This is a genomic window from uncultured Porphyromonas sp., from assembly GCF_902489635.1.
Classification (GTDB): Bacteria; Bacteroidota; Bacteroidia; order Bacteroidales; family Porphyromonadaceae; genus Porphyromonas.
Genome location: NZ_CABUAN010000007.1, coordinates 38,380 through 56,730, shown reverse-complemented (window position 1 = coordinate 56,730; position 18,351 = coordinate 38,380). Strand labels below are relative to the sequence as shown.

The 18,351-nt window shown below is 53.8% G+C and carries 12 protein-coding genes; 8 read left to right on the top strand and 4 right to left on the bottom strand.

The window, feature by feature from the left end; genetic code table 11:
• The first annotated feature begins 549 nt into the window (after positions 1 to 549).
• The 6 genes from RDM37_RS02685 to ung all read left to right on the top strand — a co-directional run bounded on the left by RDM37_RS02685 (position 550) and on the right by ung (position 8,326).
• Positions 550 to 1,788: a nucleotide sugar dehydrogenase gene (locus tag RDM37_RS02685; protein WP_308554767.1), complete on the top strand. Its 1,239-nt coding sequence runs from the start codon at positions 550 to 552 to the stop codon at positions 1,786 to 1,788.
• A gap of 81 nt (positions 1,789 to 1,869) precedes the next feature.
• Positions 1,870 to 3,969 carry an RNA degradosome polyphosphate kinase gene (locus RDM37_RS02680; RefSeq protein WP_308554765.1) on the top strand — a complete coding sequence of 700 codons (2,100 nt, stop codon included), beginning with the start codon at positions 1,870 to 1,872 and terminating at the stop codon, positions 3,967 to 3,969.
• Positions 3,966 to 4,868, top strand: coding sequence for a Ppx/GppA family phosphatase (locus RDM37_RS02675; protein WP_308554763.1), 903 nt, complete (start codon positions 3,966 to 3,968; stop codon positions 4,866 to 4,868). Before RDM37_RS02680 ends, RDM37_RS02675 begins: the two co-directional genes overlap by 4 nt.
• A 70-nt stretch (positions 4,869 to 4,938) precedes the next feature.
• Positions 4,939 to 6,102, top strand: coding sequence for an iron-containing alcohol dehydrogenase (locus tag RDM37_RS02670; RefSeq protein ID WP_308554761.1), 1,164 nt, complete (start codon positions 4,939 to 4,941; stop codon positions 6,100 to 6,102).
• A 139-nt stretch (positions 6,103 to 6,241) separates the two neighbouring features.
• Positions 6,242 to 7,552, top strand: a complete 1,311-nt coding sequence (locus RDM37_RS02665) for an acetyl-CoA hydrolase/transferase C-terminal domain-containing protein (protein WP_308554759.1) — start codon at positions 6,242 to 6,244, stop codon at positions 7,550 to 7,552.
• A 108-nt stretch (positions 7,553 to 7,660) separates the two neighbouring features.
• On the top strand, positions 7,661 to 8,326 hold the full coding sequence (ung, locus tag RDM37_RS02660; protein WP_308554757.1) for a uracil-DNA glycosylase: 666 nt from the start codon (positions 7,661 to 7,663) through the stop codon (positions 8,324 to 8,326).
• Positions 8,327 to 8,472: 146 nt separating this feature from the next.
• Here ung and gdhA read toward each other — a convergent pair whose 3' ends face one another.
• Positions 8,473 to 9,810, bottom strand: coding sequence for an NADP-specific glutamate dehydrogenase (gene gdhA / locus RDM37_RS02655; protein WP_300970009.1), 1,338 nt, complete (start codon positions 9,808 to 9,810; stop codon positions 8,473 to 8,475).
• Positions 9,811 to 10,429: 619 nt separating this feature from the next.
• Between gdhA and RDM37_RS02650 the strand changes: the two genes are divergently transcribed.
• Together RDM37_RS02650 and RDM37_RS02645 are read left to right on the top strand one after the other, a co-directional pair.
• Positions 10,430 to 12,205, top strand: coding sequence for an ABC transporter ATP-binding protein (locus RDM37_RS02650; protein WP_308554755.1), 1,776 nt, complete (start codon positions 10,430 to 10,432; stop codon positions 12,203 to 12,205).
• Positions 12,206 to 12,208: 3 nt separating this feature from the next.
• Entirely contained in the window at positions 12,209 to 13,939 is a 1,731-nt protein-coding gene (locus tag RDM37_RS02645) for an ABC transporter ATP-binding protein (RefSeq protein WP_308554753.1), read from the top strand.
• A gap of 255 nt (positions 13,940 to 14,194) precedes the next feature.
• On the opposite strand, the gene RDM37_RS02640 is transcribed toward RDM37_RS02645, so the two are convergent.
• From RDM37_RS02640 to RDM37_RS02630, 3 genes are read right to left on the bottom strand one after another with little or no spacing between them, the layout of a single operon-like run.
• Positions 14,195 to 14,791 (bottom strand): GNAT family N-acetyltransferase, encoded by a 597-nt coding sequence (locus RDM37_RS02640; RefSeq protein WP_308554751.1) that lies wholly within the window; start codon positions 14,789 to 14,791, stop codon positions 14,195 to 14,197.
• On the bottom strand, positions 14,781 to 16,052 hold the full coding sequence (gene pgk, locus RDM37_RS02635; protein ID WP_308554749.1) for a phosphoglycerate kinase: 1,272 nt from the start codon (positions 16,050 to 16,052) through the stop codon (positions 14,781 to 14,783). The genes RDM37_RS02640 and pgk overlap by 11 nt, the downstream gene beginning before the upstream one ends.
• A gap of 35 nt (positions 16,053 to 16,087) precedes the next feature.
• Positions 16,088 to 18,334 (bottom strand): hypothetical protein, encoded by a 2,247-nt coding sequence (locus RDM37_RS02630; protein ID WP_308554747.1) that lies wholly within the window; start codon positions 18,332 to 18,334, stop codon positions 16,088 to 16,090.
• Positions 18,335 to 18,351: the final 17 nt, after the last annotated feature.

Sequence of the window (18,351 nt, the reverse complement as noted above, 5' to 3'; positions counted from 1 at the left end):
ATACCACGAAAAAACTACCCCAATTGCCAGAGTCAACTAAAATCAGTATCTTTGAAAGGTCAAGACAACTCATTCTAGTTTGACGACAAAAACGATGTCAACCGACATCCGTTTCAACAAAAAATAAGTCAACCATTTTCAGGGAACGACATCAACGGAGAGGCTCTCCCACAAGTTTCCAAAAACTTTCCAGCGTTGGAAATTTAATTTTTCACCGTTGGAAATCTTGAGCTCCTACCTGGGAACCGAAAAGTTCCTCCGTTGGAACTCGAAAGTTCCTCCGTTGGAACTAAAAAGTTCCAAGAGGGGAGCCGTTTTTGGAACTCGTATGTATAATGTACTCAGCACGATACGATCGTCGCAGACGAGGCGACTACTTGATGGAGACTCACAGAGATAGATTAGCGGGAGGGTGGCAGTTGTGGCAAGACAAGACGAATAACGATGCGACCTGTAGCGACTTGCGGCATTGAGGATAGGGGAGTAATGAGCCGCTATCCACGAATTGTTGTATTTTTGTCCAAACACTAAAATGTAACCTCTCAACGTATGAAGATAGCAGTCGCAGGCATGGGCTATGTGGGACTCTCGGTGGCGGTGCTTCTGGCACAGCACCACGAGGTCGTTGGCGTGGACGTCCTGCCCGAGCGGGTAGACCTGATCAATCAGCGTAAGTCACCGATACAGGACGATTACCTCGAGGAGTACCTGGCGACACGACAGCTCCAGCTACGCACTACGCTAGATGCCGAGAAGGCCTATCGTGGGGCGGACTTTGTCGTGGTGGCCACGCCGACCAACTATGACTCGGTGCAGAACTTCTTCAACACCTCTGCCGTCGAGGCGGTGGTCACTGCCGTACGTGCCTGCAACCCCTCTGCGACGATTGTGATTAAGTCGACGGTGCCTGTGGGCTATACGGCTCACCTGCGCGAGTTGATGGGCTACGACGATATCCTCTTTGCGCCAGAGTTCCTTCGTGAGAGCAAGGCGCTTTACGACAACCTTTACCCTTCGCGCATTATCGTGGGGTATGACAAGCAGAGCGCGCATCAGCGGGAGCATGCAGAGTGCTTCGCAGAGTTGATACGTGAGGGAGCCATTCGCCAAGATATGCCTGTGCTGCTGATGGGTACGACGGAGGCTGAGGCGGTCAAGCTTTTTGCCAATACCTATCTGGCACTGCGTGTCTCTTACTTCAACGAGCTGGACACCTATGCGGAGCTTAAGGATCTCGATAGCAAGAGCATCATCGAGGGCGTTTGCCTAGATCCCCGCATTGGCGATCACTACAACAATCCCTCCTTTGGCTATGGAGGCTACTGCCTGCCTAAGGATACGAAGCAGCTCCTCGCCAACTACGATGCTGTGCCGCAAAACATCATCGGCGCTATCGTGGCGAGCAATCGTACGCGCAAGGACTTCATCGCTGATCAGGTCCTCAAGATGGCGGGTTACTATAGTTATATGGAGGAGAATCAGTACGACCCGACGCAAGAGCGTGAGTGCGTCATCGGCATCTACCGCCTGACGATGAAGAGCCACAGTGACAACTTCCGCCACTCTTCAATCCAGGGGGTGATGAAGCGCATCAAGGCTAAGGGGGCCAAGGTGATTATCTACGAGCCTACGCTGGCGCATCATACGACCTTCTTCGGGAGCCTTGTGGAGAACGACTTAGCGACCTTTAAGGCTCGCTCTCAGGCGATCATTACGAACCGCTACCATGCGGATCTCGACGATGTCGCTGAGCGGGTCTACACACGAGATATCTTCCGCCGTGACTAGAGCGGGGGGTATACACGCTTTCTTAACAGAACCTCAACATACAAGTGGTACATTTGCCCAAATACCATTGTATCGCAACTTATGGGCAAAACAACAAAACGCAAAGTGAACAAATTCCCTTACATAGATCGAGATGTAAGCTGGATGTCCTTCAATCGGCGCATCCTCCTAGAGAGTGCCCGAGAGGATGTCCCGCTGATGGAGCGCCTGAACTTCTTGGGCATCTACTCAAACAACCTGGACGAGTTCTTTCGTGTGCGTGTGGCTTCGCTACGGCGTATCGCAGAGGACGAGGAGCTGTCAGCACCGCAGCGTAAAGAAGCGGAGCGGACGCTGCGCAAGATTTACAAGCTCAATAAGGAGTATGCTGAGACCTTTGAAGAGAACTTTCAGCAGGCACTGGATGATCTCGCTAAGGAGGGCATACGAGTGGTCAACGAGCGGGAGCTGACGCCTCGACAGGAGGAGCAGGTCTTTGACTTCTATATTAGGCAGCTGGGTGCAAGTACTAATCCGCTCTCGCTGCGCAAGATGGACTTTTCGGCAGATCAGATAGAGGAGTCGATCTACCTAGCGGTGCAGATGAAAGAGCTGGAGCCGGGCAGCGACAAACCACTGCGTCAGAGCGTCGGCATCATCAAGGCTCCGGTAGAGAAGTTCGGCCGATTTATCCGCATAGCTGACGACGAGGAGGGAAGGGTCTGCATCATGTTTCTCGATGATGTGATCCGCTTCAACCTTAAGTATATCTTTGCGGGCTTGCGGTGCAATGACTTTGAGGCTTACACCTTCAAGTTTACCAAGGATGCGGAGATGGACATTCGCGAGGAGGATGTCGATGTGGGTGTGGTACAGCGTGTCTCTAAGGGTCTGCGTCGCCGTCGCAAGGGTGAGATGCTCCGTGTGGTCTACGATGCCGATATGCCTGGCTCGCTGCGCAATAAGATCTTTCGCAAGGCAGGACTAGACAGCAACGATGCCAAGGTGGCGGGCGGGCGTTACCACAACCTGCGTGATCTGATGGACTTCCCTAAGTGCGGTCGCCAAGACTTGTGCAATGAGCCACAGATGCCGATCCTAGGTGATGGCATTGACTTTACGGAGAGTATGATCGATCAGGTGCTGCATCGAGACCGGCACTTGCACTTCCCCTATCACAGCTTCAACCGCTTCCTGCGTCTCCTGCGTGAGGCAGCTATTAGCGATGAGGTGCGTGGGATTAAGTGTACGCTCTATCGTGTTGCCAAGGACTCGAACGTGATCAACGCCCTGATCGCTGCGGCTAAGAATGGCAAGAAAGTGACGGTCGTCGTGGAGCTGCTGGCGCGCTTTGATGAGGAGAGCAACATAGCCTGGGCTAAAGAGATGATCGAGGCGGGCATCAATGTGCTCTTTGGTCCTGAGACGCTGAAGATACATAGCAAGCTGGTCCATATCACGACCCGACATGGCGATATAGCCTGCATCGGTACGGGCAATATGCACGAGGGTACAGCCCGCGTCTACACCGATGTGATGCTGATGACGGCTAATAAGAATGTGGCGAGGGAGGTGGCAGATGTCTTTAAGTACATCGAGAAGCCTTACCTAGACACCCACTTTAAGGAGCTACTGGTTTCGCCAAATGATATGCGTCGTCGCTTTACCGCTCTGATCAATCGGGAGATCAAAAACAAGCTCGCTGGCAAGCCTGCCTACATAATGGTCAAGGTGAATCACATCGTTGACCCAGCTCTCATCAAGCGTCTCTACGCAGCCTCTCAGGCGGGTGTGGACGTTGACCTCTTGGTGCGTGGTAACTGTTCGCTGGTGCCAGGTGTCAAGGGGGTAAGCGAGAACATTCGCGTCTACGGCATCATAGACCGCTATCTGGAGCATTCGCGCATATTTATCTTTTGCAATAATGACGATCCGCTCTACTTCATCGGCTCAGCGGACTGGATGCAGCGCAACTTGGATCGTCGTATCGAGGTGGTGGCTCCTGTCTACGATAAGGAGATACAGCGAGACCTGCATCACATCGTGGCGTGCGGACTGCAAGATGTATCGCAGGGACACTACGTCAACAGTCACGACGGACGTCCTCGGCGTGAGGAGGCTCCGACGCCATGGTACCGCTCGCAGACCGACCTCTACGCTTATTACCTACAGCAAGATATAGACACTGATACGAAGATATGAGAAAGCTCAACCTCGCCGCCATCGACATCGGCTCGAATGCCGTGCGGCTCCTCATCAAGTGCGTCAATAGCGATCTCTCCGAGCAACCGCTCAGCAAGGTGCAGCTCCTACGTGTGCCACTCCGACTGGGCGAAGACGCCTTTATCTCTGGACAAATATCTAAGAGGAAGCAGCGTGATATACTCTCTCTTATGAAGGTCTACAAGCATCTGATGAAGATCTACGACGTGGCTCACTACCGCGCCTGCGCTACCTCAGCGATGCGCGAGGCGAGCAATGCTAATGAGATTGTGGACAAGGTGCTACGTAAGACGGGTATACAGATAGAGGTGATCTCAGGAGAGGAGGAGGCGGCTCTCGTGGCGCAGAGCAAGATACATCGTATCGTCACGACAGATCGTAACTACCTCTTTATGGATGTGGGCGGAGGTAGCACGGAGTTGAACCTCTATGTAGGAGGAGAGCCTGTCGCCACACGCTCCTTTGACATCGGCACGGTGCGTATGCTGAGTGGGGTAGTGCGAGATGCGACATTCGAGGCTTTTGACCAGTATCTCTCGGAGCTGTATAGTCAGTATGGAGCAGCGACCATCGTTGGTACGGGTGGCAACATCAATCGGCTCGCACGTATCAACGGCACGACAGACCCCTCCATGCCGGATACCCGCTTCATCTCTGCTGAGGCGCTGCAAGAGATCTACGAGACGCTGGCGGCACTGACGGATGAACAGCGTATGACCCGCTTTAATCTAAAGCCCGACCGCTCCGATGTGATTGTCCCAGCGGGTGAGCTTTTCACCAGAGTCGTCGCGGCCCTACATGCGGATCAGGTGATCGTACCAACGATTGGTGTCGCAGATGGCATCATCGACCAGCTTTACCTGAAGATAATGGACTAAACTCGTATCTTTGCTCTTGGCAAGGCTACGAAGCCTATCTTCTAATTCACACTTTAATCTACCAAGAAGCATGATACAACCCTTCACATACTACAATCCCACGAAGCTTGTCTTCGGCGAGGGACGCATTGCTGAGCTTCCTCGGCTCATTGATCCACACTATCGTATCCTCCTCGTGATGGGCGGTGGTAGTATACGACGCAATGGCGTTTACGACGCTGTGTGCCAAGCACTGGAGGGCCGCTCGGTGACCGAGTTTTGGGGCATCGAGTCCAATCCTACGGTCGAGACGATTCGTAAGGCTGTCCAGCTGGGGCGTCAGGAGCATTGCGACTTTGTCCTAGCCGTAGGCGGTGGCTCAGTCATCGACGCAAGTAAGCTAATCATCGCTGCGATGTGCAGTGACCAAGACCCCTGGGATATAGTCCGTGCTGGCAAGCATCGGGGCGAGCATCTACCGCTTGGTGTCGTGCTCACGATCCCCGCTACGGGATCGGAGATGAATAGTGGTGGAGTCATCTCTTGTCGTGAGACGCAGGAGAAGTATTCGTTCTCAAGCAAGCACCCACAATTCTCCATCCTCGATCCTCGTGTACCGACCTCTCTACCGCCTTATCAGGTAGCGTGTGGTATAGCCGATACCTTCGTCCATGTTATGGAGCAGTACATGACGACGATGCGCAGTCCGCTCCTGATGGATCGTATGGCCGAGGGAGTGCTACACACGCTCATTGAGATCGCCCCAGGGCTGACGCACAACCATCAGGATGTCGACCTGATGGGTGAGTTCATGCTCTGCGCTACTGTCGGGCTCAATGGCTACCTCTCGTGGGGCGTGGACCAAGACTGGAGTACGCACTATATAGGTCATGAGGTGACCGCCCTGACGGGACTGACGCACGGACACACGCTCGCGATCATTCTCCCCGCCACGCTACAGGTGATGCGCCATCTGGGCAAGCAGGACAAGCTCCTGCAGTATGCGGCTCGGATCTGGGGCTTGACCCCTCAGGCGTGCCAAGGCGAGGAGCACGCTGTCACGGCAGCTATCGAAGCGACGAAGCAGTTCTTTGCCAAGCTCGGCCTCTCGGTTACGCTGCGCGATGCGGAGGTGCCTCACGAGGTGATCGATGAGGTGGTGCGTCGCTTTACGGAGCGTGGCACCGTGCTCGGTGAGCATCAGAATATGACACCTGAGATCGTACGACAGATCCTGGAGCTGGCTTACGAGTAAGTCGCTTCCTTAATAATGTGTATCTTTGTATCCGATAAAGTTTGATGCGCTCCTCGCTCTAAGTTCAAGATGAGCGGGGCTGCGCCTCCAAGGGTTAAGTATATACATCATTTCAAATAACAGATAAGCAAGGCACACTATGCAAAAGAATCAGGACTGGAAGTCCTATTATCAATCTCACCTGACCACCCCCCTAGCGGCACTCAAGAAGGAGCTCACAGAGGGGTGTAACATTGTCATAGGTCATGCGGCTGCTGCCCCAGATACAATCCTCAAGAGTATGATGGAGCATGTCGCTGAGCTACCCACAGGTAATATCTTTCACGTCCTGTATTATGGTGCTGGGTACCAGTTTACGCCAGAGATAGCACATCACTTCAACCTCAAGATCAACTTCCTCGAGGCCAATGCTCGCAAGGCGTGCCGTGCGGGGTTGGTAGACTTCTTCCCCTGCCACTTCCATGAGGTGCCAGGGCTCTTTACTGATGGCTTCTACCCTGTAGACGTAGCTATCGTTCAGTTGACCAGACCTAATGAAGAGGGCTACTGCTCCTTCAGTCTCTCGTGCGACTACACCAAGCCAGCTGCAGAGGCTGCTCGTGTCGTGATCGCAGAGGTCAATGATCAGCTTCCCTTCATCGGTGGCGACAACCTGATCCATGTGACGAAACTGGATCATATCATCGAGGTGAACACAGCTGTACCTGAGGTACCCCCCGCTGTGCCTGGTGAGATCGAGCGCAAGATCGGTGAGATCTGTGCTTCGATGATCAAGGATGGCGATACGCTCCAGCTCGGTATCGGCGCTATTCCCGATGCAGTCCTAAGCAACCTCGCCGATCGCAAGGATCTAGGCATCCACTCGGAGATGATCACCGATGGTGTTATGAAGCTGATGCGTCAAGGGGTCATTACAGGCAAGCGTAAGACGCGCAACCCCAACAAGGTGGTCACAGCCTTTGCGATGGGTACGAAGGAGCTGTACGACTTCTTCGATCACAATGAGGAGGTCGAGATGTATCCTGTGAGCTATACGAATGATCCTTTTGTCGTGGCTAGCATCGACAACATGGTCTCGATCAATTCTTGTCTAGAGATCGATCTGCTCGGTCAGGTCAATGCTGAGAGCATCGGATACAGCATGCTGAGTGGCTCTGGCGGTCAGGTGGACTTCATGCGTGGTGCCAGACGCTCCAAGGGCGGTCGCAGTATCCTTGCCTTCGCCTCTACTGCCAAGGGCGGCGAGATCAGCCGTATCGTGCCGATCCTAGCCGAGGGCGCAGCCATCACGACTGGACGCAACGACGTGGACTATGTCGTCACGGAGTATGGTGTAGCGCGTCTGCGTGGTAAGACGGCTCGTGAGCGCGCTGAGGCACTCATCGGCATCGCACATCCTAAGTTTAGAGAGATGCTTCAGGAGGCTGTCATCAAGCGCTGGGGCAAGTAGTCGTAGCTTACCAATCATTATATGCGAGTCTTCTCTAGTAGCGACACCAGTATCGTTGCTCAGAGGAGGCTCGCTTAGCTTTTTGATAAAACTATTAAGCCGTATCGTATGAATGTCCGCATAGAGCCTAGCTGGCATCGGGTGCTGGAGGAGGAGTTCGAGAAGTTTTACTTTGAGACCTTGACCTCTTTTGTGCGTTCGGAGTACCAGACGAAGAGGATCTACCCACCTGGGGGACAGATCTTTCGAGCTTTTGACCTTTGTCCCTTCGAAGATGTGCGAGTCGTCATTCTCGGGCAAGATCCTTACCACGGAGTGGGGCAGGCCGAGGGGCTAGCCTTCTCTGTGCCAGAGGGTGTCGAGGTGCCACCCAGCCTGCGCAACATACTGACCGAGATTGCCTCCGACTTAGGGCATCCGTCGCAGATCGTCGGCGGGCATCTGACGCCCTGGTGCAGTCAGGGAGTCCTCTTGCTCAATGCTACGCTCACGGTCGTGGCACACGAAGCTGGCTCGCATCAGGGACGCGGGTGGGAGACCTTCACCGATGAGGTCATCTCGCTCTTGAGTAGCCAGAGAGAGCACCTCGTCTTCATGCTGTGGGGCAACTATGCGCGCTGTAAGCGGGCACTGATAGACCGCCAGAAGCACCTCATCCTCGAGGCGCCTCATCCTAGTCCTCTGTCAGCTCATCGAGGCTTCTTCGGCTGCCGGCATTTTTCTAAGGCCAATGCCTATCTACAGCGATACGGCTACGAGCCGATCCGCTGGTGATAAGACCGTAGACATAAGATAGAAAGAGGGTCGCTATTCGTATGAGTAGCGACCCTCTCTAATGAAAAGGCAAACAAATAAGGTATAAGCTATAGCCTAGCTGACACGCATACGTGTGTAGCTAGGCTATTGTGCTGTATATCTGTTTAGCAGACGCCCTGACCAACCATTGCCTTAGCGACCTTCATGAAGCCGGCAATGTTAGCACCCTTGACGTAGTTGATGTAGCCGTCTGGCTCCTTACCATACTCTACGCACTGAGTGTGGATGTCCTTCATGATCTGGTGTAGACGCTCGTCTACCTCAGCCTCAGACCAGTAGATGTGAGCTGCGTTCTGTGACATCTCTAGGCAAGAGCAGGAGACACCACCGCAGTTGACAGCCTTACCAGGAGCGAAGATGAGACGCTTCTCTACGAAGTACTCAGCAGCCTCTGCTGTACAACCCATGTTAGAAACCTCAGCAACGATGGTTACGCCGTTTGCGACAAGCTTCTTAGCGTCCTCGAGGTTGAGCTCATTCTGGATAGCGCAGGGGAGAGCGATGTCTACCTTGTGCTCCCAGGGCTTCTTGCCTGCGAAGAACTGTGCGCCAAACTTCTTAGCGTATGGCTCTACGACGTCGTTACCACTGTTGCGGAGCTCGCACATGTAGTCAAACTTCTCCTGTGTGCTGACACCGTTCTCATCGTAGATGTAACCATCAGGACCAGAGATGCAGACAACCTTAGCACCTAGCTCAGTAGCCTTCATGGTAGCACCCCAAGCAACGTTGCCGAAGCCTGATACAGCAACCGTCTTGCCCTTGAAGTCGATGTTGTGCTGCTTGCAGATATCATTGACCATATAGATAGCACCGTAGCCAGTAGACTCAGGACGGAGGCGTGAACCACCGAACTCATGACCCTTACCTGTGAAGGTACCAGTGCACTCACGGGTGAGCTTCTTGTACATACCGTACATAAAGCCTACCTCACGACCACCTACACCTACGTCGCCTGCAGGGATGTCCATGTCCGGGCCAATGTACTTGTAGAGCTCTGTGACATAAGCCTGGCAGAAGCGCATGATCTCGCGCTCGCTCTTACCCTTTGGAGAGAAGTCAGAGCCACCCTTACCACCACCCATAGGAAGTGTAGAGAGGGCGTTCTTGAAGGTTTGCTCGAAGCCGAGGAACTTCAGGGTAGAGAGGTTCACCGTGTGGTGAAAACGCGTACCACCCTTGTACGGGCCAATGGCGTTGTTGAACTGTACGCGGTAACCGAGGTTGATCTGAACCTCACCCTTGTCGTCCACCCAGGGGATACGGAAGGTGAAGATACGGTCAGGCTCGACGAGGCGCTCGACGATCTTGTTCTTCTCAAACTCTGGATGCTGGTTGTAAATGTCCTCGATAGAAAGGAGGACCTCACGGACAGCCTGGATGAACTCCGGCTCGCCGGGATGCTTTGCCTCTAGCTGGGCAATGATCTCACTTGTCTTCATTTGATTTAATGATTAGGATTATCGGATATGTACCACAAAGTTACGCCTAATTTCCCAATGAAGCAAGCCCTCAGCACACCAAAATCTAAAAAGCTGAGTCAAGTCCCTCCATTCCTACTTGGGGTGCTGGAAAGAAGCCATCTGGAGCTGACACATTGTAGCGACAACTTCGGGGGCATACGAACTATTTGCCAACTAACTCACCAGGAAATCTCAAATCTCTACCGAGAAAAGCCGAAATAGATCGGAAGAATGAAATGAAACTTCGGAAGAATGAAATGAAAGTTCCGAGGAATTTGCCGATTGCTCCCTGGAGAACTTCAATTTCCTCGTGAGAAACCAGTCTCTGAGCGCATCTATCTACCTATAGTATTCAGAATTTAACCAGTCGAAGGAAGGAGACAGTACAAGCTTCGAACGATAGATGCTGAACGTTCACATCGTTTTGATATACAACAGATTACCGACTATTTGGTATTGCTGTTTTAAGGATTACGCTCTACCTTTGCACGGTGTAAGGGTGTCCATAGGGCGATGCTTTTTCACCTCCTCGCTGAATGCTCTTGCGCATAGGGCCTATTTACGCAAAACGGCTCCAAGTATATAACAACAGATCAATATGAGACAATCAAACAATCAATCCCTAGGCGCATTGGGACGCCTAGGACGCTCCATGGGGAGCAAGCGACCGCTAGCTTATCTAGGGCTGGTCTGCTCTGCTGTGGCGCACGTGGTGGCACTGGTGCCATTCATCTTTATTTGGCTTATCCTGCGGGAGTTGCTCGGTGGCTCTGTGGACTCAGGTGCCATCACGCGATGGGCTTGGTGGGCAGTCGGGGCGGGACTGCTCTATATACTCCTCTATGGGGTGGCGTTGATGCTGACGCATGTGGCAGCCTTTAGGGTAGAGCGGACTCTGCGAGGGGATGCTATGAGGCGTATGTTGGAGATGCCCATGGGCTTCTTTGATCAGCAGGATCTAGGCAAGCTCAAGAACGTCATCGACGACAATGTTGGCCTGACCCACACTTTCTGCGCTCACCAGTTGCCAGACCTCGTTGGGACGCTGGTCTGCTTTGCGACGCTCTGCGTGATGATGTTTGTCCTGGAGTGGCGCATGGCTCTGCTCTGTCTCATACCAATCTTGATACAGCTCCTAGCGATGGGCTCGATGATGACCAACAAAGCGTACCGTGAGAGTATGGGTGCCTATATGAATCACCAGCAAAGGATGAGCAGCGAGGCGGTCGAGTATGTGCGTGGTATGCCCGTGGTGAAAGCTTTTCAGCAGTCGATCTACTCCTTCAATGCTTTTCACCAGACGCTACTGGACTATGCTAAGTGGGCGAAGGTCTATGCCCGTAGTTGTCGGCGTATGTTTAGCATCTACACGGTAGCTTCCTTTGGCTATGCCTTTATCTTGGTACCCTTTGCCTATTATCTCTTGAGCCGAGGCGAAGATATGGTCGGTGTGGTGAGCAGCTTGGTCTTCTTTATCCTTGTGACGCCCTTCATCGGTGAGTGTACGATGCGGCTCATGTATGTGGTCAGTGGTAAGCGTGAGGCTGTGCAGGCTTTGGATAGGCTGGATGCCCTCTGCGATGCCTCTTTGGGGGCAAAGGACAGTACGCCTCTCAAGCTTTCTAGTCATACGATCCAGCTGGAGGGGGTATCCTTTAGATATACTCCAGAGGCTCCTCTGGCAGTGAGTGATGTGACGCTCACAATTCCTGAGGGCGCTTGTGTGGCTCTCGTAGGAGCTAGCGGTAGTGGCAAGACAACGCTGGCTCGTCTCGTGGCTCGCTTTTGGGATGTAGAGACAGGGCGTATTACTATCGGTGGAGAAGATATAAGTCAGGTCGCTGTCGAGGAGGTGCTACGGCACATCTCTTTCGTCTTCCAGAGTGAAAGGCTCTTTAAGAAGTCCATCCGTGACAATGTAGCCTATGGGTCTGCTAAGGCTACGGACGAAGAGATCTATGCGGCTCTCGACAAAGCGCACTGCCTAGAGCTGGTGCGTAGTCTGCCACACGGGTTGGACACGGTCATCGGCTCTAAGGGTATCTACCTCAGTGGGGGAGAGCAGCAGCGGATAGCTCTGGCGAGAGCCTTCCTCAAGGATGCGCCTATACTGCTCCTTGACGAGGCTACCTCCTTTGCCGATCCTGAGAGTGAGCATGCGATCCAGGAGAGCCTGCATCGTCTGATGGCGCACAAGACCGTCCTGATGATAGCGCATCGTCTCTCCTCGGTGGTCAATGCGGATCTTATTGTGGTGATGCAGCAGGGACGCATCGTAGAGCAAGGCTCCCACACGGAGCTACTGGCTCGTACTAATGGACTCTATGCCTCTATGTGGCAAGAGTATCAAGAATCTATCAAATGGACTATATAAGCTATGAAGCATCTAAATCTAATCAACTGGATGGAGCGCAAGATGGCGCTCTCGCCTAGAGGAGCGCACAACTTCCTCTCGGCTTGTCTCTGGACTGGTGTGCAAAACCTCTCCTTCATGCTCCCCGTGATGCTCGTTTACCTCCTAATGATGGAGCTATTTGGCGAGAGCAGAGACCTCACCCTCTGGGCACTGGTAGGGATTGCACTCTTATCTATAATAGGTATGTATGTCATCACTCGCAGACAGTACAACAGCACTTTCCTAGCTGTCTACAGCGAGAGTGCTACGATGCGCATACGACTAGCGGAGAAGATGAGACGACTACCGCTCTCTTTCTTCGACCGCCACGATGCGAGCGATCTGACAAGTCGTGTGATGTCTGATGTCTCATTTCTTGAAAACGCATATTCGCATACTCTGCCACAGATGGTAGCTTCCTTTATCGTCCTCATCTTGGCGGGATGTGGATTAGCTTTCTTAGATTGGCGGTTAGCCTTGGCACTCTTTTGGGCAGCACCCGTGTCGCTTCTGATCCTATGGGGATGTCTGGCTTCGCAAAAGCGCTCCTTCGTCAAGGCATCCAAGTCGCAGCTCTCTGTGAGCGAAAAGGTCGAGGAGGGGCTACAGCTACATCAGACGATCAAGGCATACGGTGGCGAAACGCTCTATATGGCAGAGCTGGATGCCGTCTTGGCGAGTCATGAGCGCACTTGCTTTAACACCGAGTTAGCTAGCTCCGTCGTGGTCAATGGACTACGCTCTTTGCTACAGCTGGCGATACCGACGCTAGTCATCGTGGGGAGCCACCTTTACCTAGCGGGAGGGCTGTCGCTCGGCATTCTCCTCTTCTTCCTGCTCATCTCTGTGTCGGTCTATACACCACTGACTATGCTGATGACGAATGCACTCGTAACGCTCTTTGCCTCTGTGCGGATAGATCGTATGAATGAGATCTACAATATGCCGACGCAGGAGGGGCGGACGGACTTTGCGCCTAAGAGCTTCGACCTAACGTTTGAGGATGTATCCTTTTCCTACAATGAGGGTGCGCAGGTGCTGAGTCATGTCTCCTTTACCGCCAAGCAGGGCCAGGTGACGGCTCTCGTTGGTCCGAGCGGCGGGGGCAAGAGTACCTGTGCACGACTGGCCTCCCGCTTCTGGGACTGTCAGAGTGGGGTCGTATCGCTCGGGGACGAAGACTTAACAGCAGTCGACCCGGAGACACTCCTCAAGTACTACGCCATCGTCTTCCAAGATGTGGTACTCTTTAATAATACGGTGATGGAAAACATTCGCGTCGGACGCAAAGAGGCGACAGATGCCGAGGTCCTCGAGGCAGCTCGGCTGGCACAGTGTGACGACTTTGTAGCGCGGTTGCCCGAGGGGTACCAGACGCAGATAGGGGAGAATGGTAGTCGCCTCTCTGGCGGTGAGCGTCAGCGCATATCGATAGCTCGAGCTATCCTCAAGAATGCTCCGATCATCATTCTCGATGAGGCGACTGCGAGCCAAGATGCGGAGAGCGAGACGCATATACAGCGGGCTCTCTCACAGCTTACGACGGATAAGACGGTGCTGATCATTGCCCACCGTATGCGCACGATACGCAATGCGGACCGCATCGTAGTACTCTCTGGGGGCACGGTCGCTGCCTCTGGCACGCCTGACGAACTGTACGATGTGCCAGGCTACTACCGCACCGCTTGTGACCTGCAGCGGGTAGAGAGCTAGGCAAAGGCAACTTAGCCCTGCAGCTCTTACTGCCCCCCATTGGCGAAAGCTGAGGAGCGGACTTGGGATCTCTTTGTATCGTGCTGGCTGTGTAGTACATACGAGTTCCAAAAATAGTTCCCCTCTTGGAACTTTTTAGTTCCAAGGGAGGAACTTTTCAGTTCCAAGGGAAACTGAGTATCAAAGAGACAAGAAAAAGAGGAGACGACCAACTCGTGTGGCCGTCTCCTCTTACGTTGATGGGGGATGTCGTGTCTAGAAGTGCGGGTAGACTCGATCGACGAGTGTCTGGCAGACCCGCTCGATGAAGTCTTTCTCGCCTAGCTCGGACGACATGATGTAGAGCGGTACGCCCTGCTCCTCACGGTGATACGGGGGCTGTAGGTAGTCCCGCTTGACCACTTGAAAGCCGTTGCGCTCGTAGTAGTTGATGCGTCGCCCAGCTATCTCGGAGAGTGTCTCGGGCTCTACCTCGAAGTAAAGGGGTTCGCGCCCGATGTACTCCTTGACCGTGTGCAGTGTTTGCTCGCCTAGACGATGGTTGCGCAGCTGTGGCAGGATGGCAAAGTGCTCTCCGTAGTAGAAGTCGTCGAAGTGCCACAGCGTGACGAAGCCCACGACCCCTAGCTCGGGATACTCTAAGAGGAAGAAGTGGTAAGCACCTTGCTCCCCGATGAGCTGCTCTAGGTCATTCCAAGGGCGACGCTCACTGCGGGGGAAGGCCTCCTCGTAGAGCTTTCTGAGCGCAGGCAGATGGCTCAGGTGCGTCTCATTGCAGAGATCGCACCGCGTCATGCGGACGAGCGAGACGAGTGGGGTAGCGGAGGAGCCACCCTCTGAACTACTTGCCATAGTTGGGATCGATGGCTACGATACCTGGGAGAGCTTTCCCCTCGATAGCCTCTAGGAGCGCACCTCCACCAGTGGATACGTAAGATACTTCGTCGCCTAGACCGAGCTTGTTGATGCAGGCGACACTATCCCCGCCACCAACGAGCGAGTAGGCACCCTGTCGTGTAGCCTCAGCAACTGCCTGAGCGATAGCCTCGGAGCCACGAGCGAAGTTGTCAAACTCAAAGACTCCCGCAGGTCCATTCCACAGGATCGTCTTGCTAGTCAGGATGACCTCACGATAGTCGGCACAAGCCTGAGCACCGATGTCCATACCCATACGGTCGGCAGGGATCTGGTTGGTCGGGTAGGTCTCGGCAAGGGCATCGTTGGCAAAGTCGCACGTGGCAACCGTATCTACGGGTAGGAGGAGTCGCACGCCCTTAGCCTTAGCGCGCTCCATGATGTCTCGTGCCACGTCAATCTTGTCCTCCTCACAGAGGGAGCGACCGATCTCGCCGCCCTGCGCCTTGACAAAGGTGTAGGCCATACCGCCCCCGATGATGAGGTTGTCCACCTTGTCCATCAAGTTAAGGATGATGTCGATCTTGGAAGAGACCTTAGAGCCTCCTAAGATAGCGGTAAAGGGGTGCTTAGCACCATGTAGGACACGCTGCACAGCCTCAACCTCTTGTAGCATGAGCATGCCAAACATCTTCTTGTCTGCGGCAAAGTACTGAGCAATGAGAGCCGTCGTAGCGTGTGCTCGGTGTGCTGCACCAAAAGCATCGTTGACGTAGACATCTGCTAGCGTAGCCATCTCCTCGGCGTAAGCTTTCTGACGCTCCTTGAGATCAGCCTTAGCAGCTTTGAGGTCCTTCTCGTTGGTGTATTGATCGGGGTTGTTGAGTTTGCCTTGCTCTTCCTCCTCGAAGCGTACGTTTTCCAGAACTAGTATCTCGCCCGGCTGGAGTGCCTGCGCCATCTTCTGTGCCTGTGCACCACGGCTCACGGGGCAGTGGATGACCGGTACGTGGGTGAGCTCCTTGAGATGCGGTACGATGAGTGCGGTAGAGAGCTTGGGATCACGACCCTTGGGGCGACCGAGGTGCGTAGCGATGATGACACTGCCGCCATCGGATAGGATCTTGCGTAGCGTAGGCAGGGCGGCACGCATGCGGGTGTCGTCAGAGATCTGCCCTTTATCGTCAAAGGGGACGTTGAAGTCTACACGAACGAGTGCGCGGAGACCAGAGAAGTCGAACTGATGAATGTTTGTCATGAATAGAAGTATGTAATTGGTCTGTATGAATGAACTTAGAAAGTGTTTACACGCTGATGGAGCCAGGTATGTATTAGCACCAGCAGATGACTCGGCACGCCTAGCTGCATCAGGTCGTACACGCACTCCCCGTAGGCAGAGATAAGTTTCTTCTGTTGCTGTTCGTCAGCCGATGCTAGTAGCTTACCTAGAGCTTGTAGGGTGCCCTGTAGATCTCCACCGATGAGCGTAAGAAGTACCGGTAGTAGGGGCACAAACTCTTTGTAGTGAAGCTCGAGAGAGTCTTTGTCCAGCTGATCGTACGAGGTGACGGGGCGACTGGCGTAAGCCTTTGCCTCCTCCCAGCGCTGTGTCATCATGAGGCACCAAGCGATGAGCGGATAGAGCGTATCGGGGTGCTCATCCTCAAACTCGCACTGTAACAACAGCGGGAGTGCCTTGTCGTAAGTGCGGAGCTTCACATAGAGCACGCCGAGTAGTCGTGAGATAGCGAGCGAAGGCTTCTCAGGCTCTGCCTGCTGGCGCACCTGCTCTAGTAGTGAGATGGCGAGCATCGGCTGCTCCATGCGGTAGAGGATCTGTGCGATAAAGAGGGGACTCGTGTCTCCCGAGAGTAGCTGCTGAGGAATCTGCTGCATGACGAAGTAAGCCTGCATGTACTTCTGCTCCTCGTAGTAGGTCTGTGCGAGGCGGTACATAAGCTGGGCACGAGTCTCAGGATCTGAGGTGCGTCCCAGCTGCACCTGTATCGTCGCTTGCTCGCCAGCATACTCTTTCGTCTGAACGCAGTAAGCGCGCAGTAGGTCAAGATGCTTGTCGCAGAGCTTTTCCGACTGAGCCTGTGCAAAGGGATTAGGCTGACCAAAGAGAATCTTAAAGGGAGTCCTAGCAGCTACCTTTGCCTCAATAGAGGCGAAGATGCGTGCCAGCTGACAGATGTACCCTTGCAGTGCTTTCGTATAGTCGTCCGCCTCTAGCGTTCGTCGCTCTTGTGGGCGGATGTATGGGGTGCGATTGATCACATTCTCCATAGCTAGGACGCCCTGCGAGATGCCTTGTAGCACCTGACCAGGCAGTTGGCTAATCCTAAAGATAGAGCCGTAGAAGTCTATGTCGACCTGCTGGAAGATGGACTCCTGCAGTAGCGTCATGATCTGATCCTCGCCGAGCTGGTACTCATTGCTAAACTGAGCCATCACAGCCGCTAGCGAACTGTGCTGCAGGTCAAACGGGATAAGCCAGTGCGTCTCATCTTCAAAGAAAGGACCCTGCAGGAGCGAGTTAGTCGCAAAGGCGTTGACATCGAAGCCTCGCGCTACAAGACGCTTCAGAGCTTCGTACCCATCCTGTACATCGTCCACGAGGGGTAGTAGCTCCTCCTCATCACCGAAGACACTCTCGAAGGTGGCTGGCTCGGAGCTATCGCCTGTCGAGGAGATAATCTCCTGAAAGCGTTGCTGAAACTCAGGACTGTTAAAGCGTCCGAAGAGCTTCTGCACATACTCCACCACTTGTGGCGTGTACTTCATGCGGAGGCGGTGGCTCCAGATCATATCATACTCCTCGAGGGTGATTGCCTCTCCGATCTGCTGGAGCGTGTAGGGGAGCTGCTCCTCGTAGAGTGCTAGACGGCTATTGTATAGTTCGCCGACGAGTAGCACCCCGACGACGGCACGAATGCGCACCATCGTCTGCTCGCCTCGTGTTTCCATCAGTTTAGCGAGTAGCCAGCAGAGCTTGCCCCAGTGCCACGTGCGTAGCAAAGCTAGGGTGACAGCTGTGAGTGCCGCCTGCTGTATGTAGTCGTCGAGCTGGTTTATCGCAGAGGCTACCTCGTCGCTCCACTCCTGTGTGTAGAGCAGCCCCATCGTGAGGCGCTTGACCAGTTCATCGTAACGTGGACGATCTACTGTGGCCAGATTGGACTGGAGGGTCAGTTGCTCGACAACCATTGCAAGTCCTCCGTTGTCCAGCAGTAGGGAGTAGTAGTTCGCTTGCTTTTCGTACTGGGGCGATTGGGCCAGCCACTCGGTATCTCGTAGCGCATCGGTCACCTCGTAGAGCGTCCGGAGCAGGTAGCTGTAGTTAGTCACCAGCTCTGGGTCTTGTATCGGAGACTCTAGATAGTGTAGCATCGTCTCTAGGATGCGCTTGGCCGAGTGGTAGCGGTCACGCTGCTCCACGGGGATACGCACATGAGACTGCATCTGCTCGCCTAGTAGCTTGACAGCTGCGGCGATCTGATGATCAGAGATGAGCTGGTAGATGTCGTCTGTAACCATATATATAATGTATACCA

Coding starts and splice junctions, on each gene's coding strand:
- RDM37_RS02670 (WP_308554761.1), top strand. CDS start 4,939: ATGATACAACCCTTCACATACTACAATCCCACGAAGCTTGTCTTCGGC.
- RDM37_RS02680 (WP_308554765.1), top strand. CDS start 1,870: ATGGGCAAAACAACAAAACGCAAAGTGAACAAATTCCCTTACATAGAT.
- RDM37_RS02645 (WP_308554753.1), top strand. CDS start 12,209: ATGAAGCATCTAAATCTAATCAACTGGATGGAGCGCAAGATGGCGCTC.
- gdhA (WP_300970009.1), bottom strand. CDS start 9,810: ATGAAGACAAGTGAGATCATTGCCCAGCTAGAGGCAAAGCATCCCGGC.
- RDM37_RS02665 (WP_308554759.1), top strand. CDS start 6,242: ATGCAAAAGAATCAGGACTGGAAGTCCTATTATCAATCTCACCTGACC.
- pgk (WP_308554749.1), bottom strand. CDS start 16,052: ATGACAAACATTCATCAGTTCGACTTCTCTGGTCTCCGCGCACTCGTT.
- RDM37_RS02685 (WP_308554767.1), top strand. CDS start 550: ATGAAGATAGCAGTCGCAGGCATGGGCTATGTGGGACTCTCGGTGGCG.
- RDM37_RS02630 (WP_308554747.1), bottom strand. CDS start 18,334: ATGGTTACAGACGACATCTACCAGCTCATCTCTGATCATCAGATCGCC.
- RDM37_RS02640 (WP_308554751.1), bottom strand. CDS start 14,791: ATGGCAAGTAGTTCAGAGGGTGGCTCCTCCGCTACCCCACTCGTCTCG.
- RDM37_RS02675 (WP_308554763.1), top strand. CDS start 3,966: ATGAGAAAGCTCAACCTCGCCGCCATCGACATCGGCTCGAATGCCGTG.
- ung (WP_308554757.1), top strand. CDS start 7,661: ATGAATGTCCGCATAGAGCCTAGCTGGCATCGGGTGCTGGAGGAGGAG.
- RDM37_RS02650 (WP_308554755.1), top strand. CDS start 10,430: ATGAGACAATCAAACAATCAATCCCTAGGCGCATTGGGACGCCTAGGA.